The following is a 12287-nucleotide window of genomic DNA, read 5'->3' as shown; positions in this document are numbered from 1 at the left end:
AGCGCGCTGACGTGAGTGTCCACAGACTTTATCGGGCTTCCATGCTGGCAGATTGCCATCATCGGGATACAAAAAAGCCCCGCGTGTGGCGGGGCTTTTTTGTACTACCGGGTTTACTTCAGATTACTTGAAGACTCTTACTTGAAGGTCTCTTACTTGAAGATCTCGCCCTTTTCGGCTTTCTCGACCAGCAGGGCCGGCGGAGTGAACCGTTCGCCGTACTTGGCTTTCAGCTCCTCGGCGCGTTTCACGAAGCCACGCAGCCCGCCTTCATACTGGTTGATGTACTGGATCACACCACCACTCCAGGCCGGGAAACCGATACCGAAGATGGAGCCGATGTTGGCATCCGCGACGGACTCGATAACGCCTTCCTCGAAGCATTTGACCGCCTCGATGGCTTCCACGAACATCAGACGCTCTTTCATGTCCTCGAACGGGATCTCCTTGTCGCCACCAAAAGCCTCTTTCAGGCCCGGCCACAGGGTCTTCTTGCCACCCTGAGGATAGTCATAGAACCCTTTGCCCTGGGCTTTGCCCGGACGCTCAAGTTCTTCAACCATCTTCTTCATGACTTTCTCGGCCGGATGCTCAGGCAGTTCCGGCTTGCCCTCACGCTTGGCATCATCACGGGCGGCCTTGCCGATACGCAGCGCCGTTTCCATGTTGATCTCGTCGATCAGGTTCAGCGTGCCCACCGGGTAACCGGCTTGCATGGCAGCCTGCTCGACAGAGCTGGCGCTCAGGCCTTCGCCCAGCATGGAAATCCCTTCGTTGGCAAAGGTGCCAATCACGCGGGTGGTAAAGAAGCCACGGGAATCGTTGACCACGATCGGGGTCTTCTTGATCTGCTGCACGTAATCGTAGGTTTTCGCCAGCGCTTCCGGGCTGGTTTCTTCACCGCAGATGATTTCCACCAGCGGCATCTTGTCGACCGGGCTGAAGAAGTGAATGCCGATAAAGTCCGGCTTGCGCTTCACACCTGCTGCCAGGCCGGTGATCGGCAAGGAAGAGGTGTTGGAGCCCAGCACAGCATCCGGCTTGACCACGTCTTCGATTTCCTGGAACACCTTGTGCTTGAGCTCGGTGCTCTCGAACACGGCTTCGATGACAAAATCCACGCCGTCGAAATCTTTGGCATCAGCCGTCGCGATGATGCGGGAGAGAATTTCTTCTTTCTTCTCCTTGGTCATCTTGCCTTTGGATACTTCCTTATCGAGCAGATTGCTGGAGTACTGCTTGCCCTTCTCCGCATTCTCAATGGAAACATCCTTCAGCACAGCAATAGCACCAGAACGTGCTGTCACATAGGCCACACCTGCGCCCATCATGCCAGCACCCAGAATGCCCACTTTCTCGGCCTTGAACTTCGGCACGTCTTTCGGACGGCTGGCACCACCATTGATCGCCTGCAAGTTGAAGAAGAACGCGGTGGTCATATTCTTGGCTACCTGACCCGTCACCAGATCAATGAAGTAGCGCTCTTCGATCTTGAAGGCGTTATCCACATCCACCTGGGTGCTTTCTACCGCAGCCGCCATGATGTTCTTCGGGGCCGGATAGTTGGCGCCCTTGATCTGCTTGCGCAGATTGGCAGGAAACGCCGGCAGGTTCATGGCAAACGCCGGCACGCTCGGGGTGCCGCCCGGAATCTTGTAGCCTTTGACATCAAACGGCTGCTGGGATTTCGGGTTCGCCTTGATGAACTCTTTGGCCTTGGCAATCATCTCGTCTTGCGTCTCGACGACTTCGTCGATCAGGCCGACTTTCATGGCCTTGTCCGCTTTCATGCGCTGACCCTGCATCAGCACATTCATCAGCGCATTCTGGATACCGAGCATGCGCACGGTACGCACCACACCACCGGCACCCGGCAGCAGGCCGAGTGACACTTCCGGCAGGCCGAACTGTGCTTTCGGATTGTTCAGTGCGATACGACGATGGCAGGCCAGCGCGATTTCAAGACCGCCGCCCAATGCCGTGCCGTTCAGCGCGGCAACAACGGGAATGCCCAGTGTTTCCAGACGACGCAGGTCGCCCTTCAGCACACGCCCGCCTTCTGCCATCTTGCCGGCGTCTTCTTTGGTAACCTTGATCAAATCTTTCAGGTCACCGCCAGCAAAAAAAGTGCTTTTTGCAGACGTGATGATCACACCGGCAATGTCGGCTTTTTCTTTCTCGATACGGTTGACCATGTCGTGCATGGAACGGGTGTATCGTTCGTTCATGGTATTCGCGGATTGCTGCGGATCATCCAGGATCAGCGTGACAATATTATCCGCGTCTTTTTCCCAGCGAATGGTTGATTCAGTCATCTCAATTCTCCGTGTCCGGTGGCCGCTCAGAGGCGCTCAACGATAGTGGCGATACCCATACCTGCGCCGACGCACAGGGTGCAGAGGCCAAACTTCTTATCGCGACGCTCCAGCTCATCAAGCACAGTGCCCACAATCATGGCACCGGTAGCACCCAACGGATGCCCCATGGCAATGGCGCCACCGTTCACGTTGGTAATGTCATGGCTGATGCCCATGTCTTTCATGAAGCGCATGGCCACCGAGGCAAAGGCTTCGTTGATTTCCCACAGGTCGATGTCTTCGGCTTTCAGGCCAGCTTTCGCCAGTGCCTTGCGCGCCGCCGGAGCCGGACCGGTCAACATGATGGTCGGATCGGCACCGCTGACAGCGGTGGCAACGATACGGCCACGGGCCTTGGCGCCGATTTTCTCGCCAGCGGCTTTGGAACCGACCAGCATCAGCGTGGCACCGTCCACAATGCCGGAGGAGTTACCCGGGGTATGCACGTGATCGATTTTCTCGATCCAGTGGTACTTTTGCAGCGCGACAGCGTCAAAGCCACCCATTTCGCCCATCATGGCGAAGGACGGGTTCAGGCCACCGAGCGTGTCAGCGGTCGTGCCAGCGCGGACGTGCTCGTCACGCTCCAGTACCACCAGGCCATTCATGTCCTTGACCGGTACCACTGATTTGCTGAAATAGCCTTTCTCCCAGGCGGCCGCCGCGCGGTTCTGGGAAGACGCCGCGTACTCATCGACATCGCGGCGGGAGAAGCCTTCGATGGTGGCGATCAGGTCAGCACCAATCCCCTGGGGAATGAAGCCGGTGTCGTAGTTGGTCTGCGGGTCCAGTGCCCAGGGGGTGCCGTCGGAGCCCATGGGCACGCGGCTCATCACCTCGACACCACCGGCCAGCACCAGGTCTTCCATGCCGGAGCCGACTTTCTGCGCCGCCAGGTTGACCGCTTCCAGGCCGGAAGCACAAAAACGGTTGACCTGCAGCCCGGATACCGTTTCCGGCAGCCCTGCCGCCAGCGCGGCAATTTTCGGCAGTACGCCACCCTGGTCGCCCAGCGGCGACACAATGCCCATGACGATGTCATCAATCATCGCCGGGTCCATGTTCGGAAAACGGTCCTTGATCTCATGGATCAGGCCAACCACCAGTGAAATGGGCTTCACGGTGTGCAGGGCGCCGTCCTTTTTGCCCCGGCCACGGGGCGTGCGAATCGCATCAAAAATATAGGCTTCGGTCATGGAGAGGGTCCTCTCGCCTTCTGTCAGCTTGTGAGTGGCTGTTGTCGCCGGGCATGACGCCCGGAAGGGCCATTAGACTGCACCACCGCGTGTATACAAACAATGACAGGACAGCTCATAGCGATTGAGCACTTCTGTTAATGCCCACTCAGGGCAATAGTGCTCGCCGGACACAACACGCCCGTTGACCCCACCGAAGGCTCGGCATAGTGTGCCTGCTGATGTTCAATCAGGAGTAGCACCCATGAGTGCGGTATTCGATATCACCACCTCCCTGCTGGCCACGGTCAGCGAGCAAGGCCGGGGCGTGCAGTCCAGCGCCGCCGGGCGCCAGCCGGAAGAGCTGCTGGAGCTCTACGACATGGAGGGCTGCCCGTTCTGCCGCGTGGTCCGCGAAGCGCTGACCGATCTGGATCTGGATGCGGTGATCTACCCCTGCCCCAAGGGCGGTGTGCGTTTCCGGCCGCTGGTGGAAAAACTGGGCGGTGTGCAGCAGTTCCCGTTCCTGATGGACCCGAATACCGACGAAGCCATGTATGAGTCAGCCGAGATCATCGACTACTTATACAGCACCTACGGCAACAAGCCGGCCCCGCGCCAGTGGCTGCTGCGCACCGCGCGCACTGCGGGCTCGTTCGGCGCTTCCGCCCTGCGCGCCGGGCGCGGCCTGCGTGCCAGAAATGCCGCCCTGCCGGAAGAACCACTGGAATTGTTCAGCTTTGAGGCCAGCCCGTTTGCACGGCCGGTGCGTGAGCTGCTGACCGAGTTGGAGATTCCCTACATCCTGCGCCAGACGGGGCGGACCCAGGCGCTGGACTGGGTGTTGCCGCCGATGCGCGAGCGGATCGCCCCGGACTATCGCCCCACACAGCGCAACCGGGTGGAACTGATGGAACGCACCGGGCGCGTGGCCGTGCCCTATCTGATTGATGTGAATACGGATGTTGAGCTGTACGAATCCACACGCATCGTGCAGTACCTCAAGGACACCTACACCGCATAACAAGCCATCCGGGCCGCATTGCGCGGCCCGGGTATTTGATCAATCTCGACGCGGCCCCGGCGGTTGTTCCTCTTCCTCGCCGGACAGCGACTCGCCGGACGATTGCTCCCCGGACAGCGGCTCCCCGGATTCGCCAGCCTCCTCATCCGCCGCCAGCTTCTCTGCCGCCGTGTCCTCGGCACCGACCACCAGCATTTCCAGCTTGTCCGCAATATCCCACTCCGCCGGCTCGCCGGTATGGTGCTCTTCGAAGTCCTCATTGCGGGGGTCGATCTCGGCCAGCATTGGCGTGGAGGCAGGCGTCACCGTGACGTATTCCCCCTGCTCCGCCAACGGCACCTGGTCGCTGGCACGGAAGCGATAGAAGACCGCCGCGCCGCCCAGCAGCAGCACCAGACTGATGAACACGAACAGGGCGGGCGCCCCGAAAACACCCATCAGCGCGGCCCCGGCCAGCGGCCCGATCATGGTGCCGACACCGTAGGTCCGCAACAGCCCGGCGCAGGCCGCCACCAGCTGATCATTGGGCAGCTGGTCGTTGGCCAGTGCCACGCTCACCGGATAGGTGCTCGCCGCCACCGCGAAGAAGATGCCGCTGAACAGAAACAGCGCCAGCATGGAAAAGCCGCCGAGCACCGAGGTGATGGCCGCTGCCAGCGCGCCGGCAAACAACAGCCCCGTCAGCACCGGCAGGCGCCCTATGCGGTCAGAAAGCCAGCCCGCCGGCCACTGCAGCACCACCGCGCAGATCACCGAAAAACCCATGTACAGGGACAGCTCCCCCAGTGCCAGCCCGGCACGCAACGCGTACACCGGCGCCAGCGCCAGAAACGCGCCCAGGGCGATACCGGACACCAGCACACCGGTCATGCCGGCTGGCGCCTGGCGGATCAGCTTGCGGATACCGAGGTGTTCTGTGGGCGACGGCGGCGTGGGAATCAGGCTCTGGGTCAGCGTCAGCGGCACCATGGACAGCACAATCAGCATGGCCACCACGCTGTAGGCGACAAACTCCAGGGGATTGCCCAGCCCGACCAGCAACTGGCCGAGGGCCGAAGCCAGATAGAAATTGATGGTGTAGATGCCCAGCAGCTTGCCGCGGGACTCATTGGTGGCCCGGTCATTGATCCAGCTTTCGGAGACAGTCATCAGCCCCGCCAGACAGAAGCCCACCACCAGACGCATGATCGCCCAGGCTTCGGGGCTGACAATCACCGGATGCATCAGAACCGTGGCACAGGCCACCGCCGCGAAAGCGGCAAAGGCGCGGATATGCCCGACCTGGCGGATGATGCTGACGGCGTAGGTCGCGCCGAGCACAAAGCCCACGGAATAGAAGGCCATGATCAGGCCGAGGGTGGCTTCCGCTACCCCTTCCATATCCAGGCGCAGGGCAATCAGGGTGCCCAGCATGGCGCTGCCGCTGACCAGCAGTGCCAGGCTGATAAACAATGCAATAACAGACAGCATGACAATTTTCATGCGCTGCATTGTAACAGGTGGCGCACTAATAACGAGCGCTGAGGGCTCCAACGAGCGCTGAGGGCTCCGAGAAACGCCTAGACAGACAACCCGAGGCGGCGGGCCTCCATGCGCCGCAGAAACTCCAGCATGATCTGGCGGTACAGATCTTCACCCAGCCAGGCGTCCTCCACCCCCGCATCCACATTCGGGTTGTCGTTGACCTCCACGACCACCACACGGTCGCCGGATTGCTTCATGTCGACGCCATAAAGGCCGTTACCCATCAGGCGCGCTGCCTTGAGTGCAGTACGCAGGACCTTGGCCGGCACTTCCTGCACCGGCACCGTCCGGGAGGTGCCGGACACGGTCTTGCCAGTCTTGTGGTTGTAAATCTGCCAGTGCCCCTTGCTCATGAAATACTGGCAGGCAAACAGCGGGCGGTTATTCAGTACGCCGATGCGCCAGTCGTAGTCGGTGTACATGAATTCCTGGGCCAGCACCACGGCGCTCTGCCGGAAATACTCGCCCAGGGCGGCCTCCAGGGCCTCCGCGCTATCCGCCTTGGTAATGCCACGGGAGAAACTGCCATCGGGAATCTTCAGCACCACTGGCAAACCCAGATCGTCCACCATGGCGGCAATATCAAGGGGGCCATCCCGGAACAGGAAACGGGTTTTCGGCACCGCAACCTTGTTGCCCTGCATCAGTTCGGCAAAGTAGATCTTGTTGGTACAGCGCAGGATCGAACCCGGATCGTCCATCACCACCATGCCTTCCTGCTCTGCCTTGCGGGCAAACTGGTAGGTGTGGTGATCCAGCGCTGTGGTTTCACGAATAAACAGGGCGTCGTATTCGGCCAGCCGCGGATAGTCTTCACGGCCCACGGTTTCCACATTGATGCCCAGCTGGGCGCCAGCGCGCACAAACTTGCGCAGCGCCACCTTGTCGCTGGGCGGCATCGCTTCGTCCGGATTGACCAGCATGGCGAGGTCATAACGGTATTTACGGCGGCTGCCGACCTTGCGCCAGACCCGGGCATTGAATGCTTCCAGCGCCGCCGCAAAGGCGTCTTCCTCTTTACCCTTGAGCTGGTGCAGCCCCAGCGGGCGTACCAGCTCGACGGTCCAGGTCTCACGACGACGGAATTCCAGTTGCAGGATGGGGCACGGCAACTGATCAAAGATCTGCCGCGCCAGTTCCGCCAGCCCGGCATGTTCGGTCTGGCCGAAGAATATTTTGACCGTCAGGCGCTCTCCGTCCTGGCGATGCTTCTTCATGGCCTTGTCCAGCGCCGCATCAAAGGACTCGAAATGCAGCCCGTACAAGGCCTTGCGTGACAGGTCGTTGACGGTACGCACGGAGGGCAGCACCCGGTGCCCGCGGGCCTCCGCCAGCAACGAACAGTAGTACCCGGGGCTGAGGTAACGGTAGCTGCGGCACAGGTTGATCACCTGAACCCGTCCGGCAGGGAAACTGGTGCTGCTGTCCAGGTACTCCCGGGCGCTCATCAGATGGCGGGCGGGGTAATAAGCAGCCCAGTCACGGCGGTCTTCGACCACCAGAATTACATGCGTCATGGCACTCCCTAACGGCACTGAATGGCACTGAATCACGGCACCAGACTGAAAGAGGTTTCAGACCTGAACTGTAAGGCAATGCCGTGGCTGTTCGCCATAGGGTTCAGAAAAATTAAGGGCTCGGAAAAATCACAGACGCAAAGGGGGCAGATTCCGGAAGGCCTGGCTCAGCGCGTCAGACCAGGCCTCACGCAGTTCCCGATAGAAGGCATGGTGCTCATCAATATTGTAATGCTGCCCCCCGGCGAAGCTGTCTTCCGGGTATGTCAGCACGTCCAGCGGCATGCCCACCGAGAGGTTGGAGCGCATGGTCGAATCGAAGCTGATCAGCGCGCACTTGACGGCCTGGTCCATGGGCAGGCGGTAATCCACCACCCGATCCAGAATCGGCTTGCCGTACTTGCTCTCACCGATCTGAAAATAGGGCGTATCCACCGTGGCCTCGATGAAGTTGCCCGCCGGGTAGACATGAAACAGCCGCGACCCCTGGCCCCGAATCTGCCCGCCGACCAGAAAGCTGCCGCCAAAATCCACCCCGCTGCCTTGCCCCTGCCCTTCGTCGCGATCAATCACCTCGCGCACGGTGGCCCCGACCTGCCCCGCCACCTCGTACAGATCGCGGGCGTTATACATATTAGGAACCGTGTCGTCCCCGGCCCTGCTACGCAGCAGGCTCAACACACTCTGGGTGGTCGCGAGATTGCCGGCGCTCAACAGCACGATCAGGCGCTCGCCCTCACGCTCGAAGCGGTGCAGCTTGCGAAAGGTGGCAATCTGGTCTACCCCGGCATTGGTGCGGGAATCCGCCGCAAAGAGCATGCCCTGTTCCAGGCGCATGGCGACGCAGTAAGTCATCTGGGGTCTCCGGCAGGGACGGGCTACTTCAGAGAGCCCGCTCCGGCATAGCATAGCGTTACGCAGGCAATCACCGCCAGCGGCGGGCGCGACACCTGCCAATCAATCGGCCTCTATTGATCTAGCCGCGCCACCGTCGCCACCGCATGCATGGACTCGGGGCCGCCGCCATAACGCACCCCACGCACCGGGCAGGCATCCAGGTAATCCAGCCCGACCGCCAGCTTGAGATGCTGCAGGGGTTGCCGCGACTGATTGGTGATATCAAAGGTATGCCAGACACCATCACACCAGACCTCCGCCCAGGCATGGCTGGCCACATGGCCCTCATCTTCACTGTAAAGGTAGCCGCTGACATATCGGGCCGGCAATGCCATCAGCCGGGCGCATGCGAGGAAGACATGCGTGTGGTCCTGGCAAACCCCCTGTTGCAGTGCAAATGCCTCGCCCGCTGAACTGGCTGAATGGGTGGCGCCCGGTGTATAGGGCATCACCTCCAGCACCCCGCGCATCAGTGCCTCCAGGCGATCCAGTGTGTTGCTCGGCCGGCCCTCACCCGTAAATTGACGCATGAATGCCGTGATGGCCTGGCTCGGACGGGTCAAACGCGTATAGCGCAGATAGACCAGCGGCGATAATCCGGTCAGCTCATCCTCCTGCACTTCATCCAGAATCTCCACGTCCCCACGCGCAAGAATGGAAATGGAGGAATGCGGCTGGTCCAGCGTCAGCACGTGCAGGATGTTGCCGAAGCCATCGCTGCTGAGCAGCGGCGCCTGTGGCATCTCCAACTGCCAGTTGAGGATGCGCTGCCGTGATGAGGGCTTCGGCGTCAGACGAATATACTGGGTGCTGTGACGCGCCTCTTCATCATAACGATACGTGGTGAGATGCTCGATAGACAGTTTCATTGCAGCCTCACATCAGTTCTCACATCAATTCCAGGTAAGCAGACTGGATGTTGTCTGCCAGTTCGTTGATCCGGCGCAGGAAGTCGGTGAGATACTCATGCAACCCCACGGAAAAAACGTGCCCGATATCACCGTATTGCAAACGCGCATACAACACTGCTGCCAGGCGTTTGGCATCCAGACCGGCGTCGCCTTCCACTGCCGGCAGCAATTCACATAACATATCGACACAGGAACGTAGCGAGCGCGGCATCTCCGCACGAAAGATCAGCATGTCCGCCACGTTCTCTGCCGTCACCCGATCCGTATACAGCTCACGATAGGCTTCATAGGCCCCCACCGAACGCAGCAGCGCATTCCAGCGGTAGTAATCCACGGCACCGTTACCCGGCGCATGAATCTGGTGTTTTACGTCCAGAATCCGCGCCGTATTGTCTGCGCGCTCGATAAAAGTACCGATACGAATAAAACGGAATGCGTCATTACGAATCATGGTGCCATAGGCGGCGCCACGGAAAAGATGCGAACGCTCCTTGACCCAATCCATAAAGGCGCTGGCACCCATGGCAATCAGGCCATAACGGCGGATATTCTGCAGTTCGATCCAGGTCGTATTGATGCTCTCCCAGACTTCACTGGTAATACGCCCGCGCACGGCATGGGCATTCTCACGGGCCGTGCGGATGCAGTTATAAATGCTGCCCGGATTTTCCTCATCCAGCGAAAAGAAGTGCAGTACATTATTGACCTGCACCGTGTCATAGCGCTCGATGTAACGCTCCAGCGTCCCGGTAATTTTCAGCGGTGCCGCCACCTCGTCATCCACCGTGGCGGCAAACGGAATAAGCGACAGGTTCCAGGCCACATCCAGCATCCGCGCCGCGTTCTCGGCACGCTCCAGATGACGGGACATCCAGTAGAGTTCTGATGCAGTCCGGCTCAGCATGGCGGCGCCTCCAGTACCCAGGTGTCCTTGGTGCCCCCGCCCTGGGACGAGTTCACCACCAGCGAACCTTCTTTCATTGCCACACGCGTCAGGCCGCCTGCCACGAGGCGCATCTCCCGGCCACTGAGTACAAAGGGCCGCAAATCGATGTGGCGCGGCGCGATGCCTTCCTCCACAAAGATCGGACAACTGGACAGCGACAGCGTCGGCTGCGCAATGTAGTTATCCGGATTCGCCAACACCCGGCTGCGGAACTGCTCGATCTGTTCAGTGGTACTGGCTGGGCCAATCAACATGCCGTAGCCCCCGGCACCATGCACCTCTTTCACCACCAGCTCCGGCAGGTGCGCCATCACATACTTCAGATCGTCAGGCTCACGACATAACCAGGTGGGTACATTCTTGAGAATCGGCTCTTCCGATAAATAGAAACGAATCATCTCCGGCACAAACGGATAGATGGACTTGTCATCCGCCACCCCGGTACCCACCGCGTTGGCCAGAATGACATTGCCCTCGCGGTACGCCGTCATCAACCCCGGCACACCGAGCATGGAGTCCGGATGAAACGCCAGCGGATCAAGATAATCGTCATCAACACGCCGATAGATTACATCCACCCGCTGCGGCCCGGCCGTCGTGCGCATGTACACAACGCCATCACGCGTAAACAGATCCGCCCCTTCCACCAGCTCGATACCCATCTGCCGGGCGAGAAAGGCATGTTCGAAATAGGCGCTGTTGTAACGGCCCGGTGTCAGCAATGCGACACAGGGATTGGTGATATGACAGCTCTGCTCCAGCATCTCGTGCAGCATGGCCGGATAATGATCCACTGGTGCCACCCGGTGACGCGCAAATAATTCCGGATACAGCCGCATCATCATGCGACGATTCTCGATCATGTAGGACACGCCGGACGGCGTGCGGAGATTATCCTCCAGCACATAATAATCGCCGTCGTTGTTACGGATCAGATCCACCCCGGCAATATGCGCGTAGACATCATTGGGCAGATCGATGCCCTGCATACAGGGCTGATAGTGCGCATTGGCAAACACATGCGCCGCCGGAATGCGGCCATCACGAATGATGCGCTGTTCATGATAGATATCGTGCAGGAACATGTTCATGGCCCGCACGCGCTGCAGTATGCCCTGCTCCAGCAGGGCCCACTCACTGGCGGGGATCACCCGGGGCACGCTGTCGAAGGGAATCAGCCGTTCGGTGCCTTCGTCTTCGCCATACACATTGAAGGTAATGCCCACCCGGTGAAACAACAGGTCGGCTTCCTTGCGTTTGCGCTCCACCGTATCCATGGACACGCCTTCCAGCCAGCGCCAGTAGGCTGCGTAGTGGTCGCGGACCTTGTCCCCGGAGGCAAACATTTCGTCATAACCGCCTGCAGGCGGACTGCTTGCCTTGATCATGTGCGTCCCGTCCTCGCTCATGCCATATGAATGTATGGATGCAGCACAGGTACGAAGCACAAGACGTGCCAGCTCTGCGCCACGGGACGCGGGGTTCTCAGGCCTGGTCGCACGGTAAATGCGCAACCCTGCGCTTTGGGGTGGCAGGTAGCGCACCAAATAGGGGCGAAGCCGGAAGCGGGCAGCGGCTCAGCGGCTCAGCGGCTCAGCGGAGTTGGTCACCCTCCAGCAAGTACGCGTTGAGCCGGGGCACTCCCTTCCGGGACCGCTCAAGCCGTCCATGGGCGCTCGCGCTTTGGCCATCCATGGCCAAAGAGGTCCCTCCAGGGAGTGCCCCGGCTCAACGCTGGCAGTAGATTCTAAGTTCGGTAGCGGTTATCGACTTTCTGGAGGAACAAAACCGCCAGTTGGCTGGGAGCTATTAACCGGGCTGCGCGTGACGGCCCTCGGGGGGCGGGGATGTATTTTCAGGACTGTGTGAGGCATGGATGCCGAACACAAGACTACAGGGATGTATTTACGGCGGGTCCTGAAAATACATCCCCGCC

General features: G+C 60.1%; 9 protein-coding genes. 1 reads left to right on the top strand and 8 read right to left on the bottom strand.

All coding sequences use genetic code 11. The features are described from left to right. Positions 1 to 152 precede the first annotated feature (152 nt). Complete coding sequence (locus K8B33_RS00045; protein ID WP_223421878.1) at positions 153 to 2315, bottom strand: 3-hydroxyacyl-CoA dehydrogenase NAD-binding domain-containing protein; 2163 nt, start codon at positions 2313 to 2315, stop codon at positions 153 to 155. 26 nt (positions 2316 to 2341) lie between these two features. Further along, positions 2342 to 3553, bottom strand: coding sequence for an acetyl-CoA C-acetyltransferase (locus K8B33_RS00040; protein WP_223421876.1), 1212 nt, complete (start codon positions 3551 to 3553; stop codon positions 2342 to 2344). Positions 3554 to 3797: 244 nt separating this feature from the next. Here K8B33_RS00040 and K8B33_RS00035 point away from each other — a divergent pair, with 244 nt between their 5' ends. After that, on the top strand, positions 3798 to 4556 hold the full coding sequence (locus K8B33_RS00035; RefSeq protein WP_223421873.1) for a glutathione S-transferase N-terminal domain-containing protein: 759 nt from the start codon (positions 3798 to 3800) through the stop codon (positions 4554 to 4556). A gap of 39 nt (positions 4557 to 4595) precedes the next feature. Here the strand turns inward: K8B33_RS00035 and K8B33_RS00030 are convergent, their stop codons facing one another. The 6 genes from K8B33_RS00030 to K8B33_RS00005 all read right to left on the bottom strand — a co-directional run bounded on the left by K8B33_RS00030 (position 4596) and on the right by K8B33_RS00005 (position 11739). Next, the gene (locus K8B33_RS00030) at positions 4596 to 6026 is read right to left on the bottom strand and encodes an MFS transporter (protein ID WP_223421871.1); all 1431 of its coding nucleotides are present in this window, start codon (positions 6024 to 6026) and stop codon (positions 4596 to 4598) included. Between the two features lie 89 nt (positions 6027 to 6115). Then, positions 6116 to 7597, bottom strand: a complete 1482-nt coding sequence (locus K8B33_RS00025; RefSeq protein WP_223421869.1) for a RimK family protein — start codon at positions 7595 to 7597, stop codon at positions 6116 to 6118. 129 nt (positions 7598 to 7726) lie between these two features. After that, on the bottom strand, positions 7727 to 8452 hold the full coding sequence (locus K8B33_RS00020) for a proteasome-type protease (protein WP_223421866.1): 726 nt from the start codon (positions 8450 to 8452) through the stop codon (positions 7727 to 7729). A gap of 113 nt (positions 8453 to 8565) precedes the next feature. After that, complete coding sequence (locus K8B33_RS00015) at positions 8566 to 9363, bottom strand: transglutaminase family protein (RefSeq protein ID WP_223421863.1); 798 nt, start codon at positions 9361 to 9363, stop codon at positions 8566 to 8568. A 19-nt stretch (positions 9364 to 9382) separates the two neighbouring features. Beyond that, positions 9383 to 10309: an alpha-E domain-containing protein gene (locus K8B33_RS00010; RefSeq protein ID WP_223421861.1), complete on the bottom strand. Its 927-nt coding sequence runs from the start codon at positions 10307 to 10309 to the stop codon at positions 9383 to 9385. After that, the gene (locus K8B33_RS00005; protein ID WP_223421859.1) at positions 10303 to 11739 is read right to left on the bottom strand and encodes a circularly permuted type 2 ATP-grasp protein; all 1437 of its coding nucleotides are present in this window, start codon (positions 11737 to 11739) and stop codon (positions 10303 to 10305) included. The genes K8B33_RS00010 and K8B33_RS00005 overlap by 7 nt, the downstream gene beginning before the upstream one ends. Positions 11740 to 12287 lie beyond the last annotated feature (548 nt).

The sequence above is a fragment of the Alcanivorax limicola genome, from assembly GCF_019931215.1.
In the GTDB taxonomy this organism is placed as follows: Bacteria; Pseudomonadota; Gammaproteobacteria; order Pseudomonadales; family Alcanivoracaceae; genus Isoalcanivorax; species Isoalcanivorax limicola.
This window is presented reverse-complemented; position numbering and strand designations above follow the sequence as displayed.

Coding starts and splice junctions, on each gene's coding strand:
- K8B33_RS00040 (WP_223421876.1), bottom strand. CDS start 3,553: ATGACCGAAGCCTATATTTTTGATGCGATTCGCACGCCCCGTGGCCGG.
- K8B33_RS00015 (WP_223421863.1), bottom strand. CDS start 9,363: ATGAAACTGTCTATCGAGCATCTCACCACGTATCGTTATGATGAAGAG.
- K8B33_RS00005 (WP_223421859.1), bottom strand. CDS start 11,739: ATGATCAAGGCAAGCAGTCCGCCTGCAGGCGGTTATGACGAAATGTTT.
- K8B33_RS00045 (WP_223421878.1), bottom strand. CDS start 2,315: ATGACTGAATCAACCATTCGCTGGGAAAAAGACGCGGATAATATTGTC.
- K8B33_RS00035 (WP_223421873.1), top strand. CDS start 3,798: ATGAGTGCGGTATTCGATATCACCACCTCCCTGCTGGCCACGGTCAGC.
- K8B33_RS00010 (WP_223421861.1), bottom strand. CDS start 10,309: ATGCTGAGCCGGACTGCATCAGAACTCTACTGGATGTCCCGTCATCTG.
- K8B33_RS00020 (WP_223421866.1), bottom strand. CDS start 8,452: ATGACTTACTGCGTCGCCATGCGCCTGGAACAGGGCATGCTCTTTGCG.
- K8B33_RS00030 (WP_223421871.1), bottom strand. CDS start 6,026: ATGCTGTCTGTTATTGCATTGTTTATCAGCCTGGCACTGCTGGTCAGC.
- K8B33_RS00025 (WP_223421869.1), bottom strand. CDS start 7,597: ATGACGCATGTAATTCTGGTGGTCGAAGACCGCCGTGACTGGGCTGCT.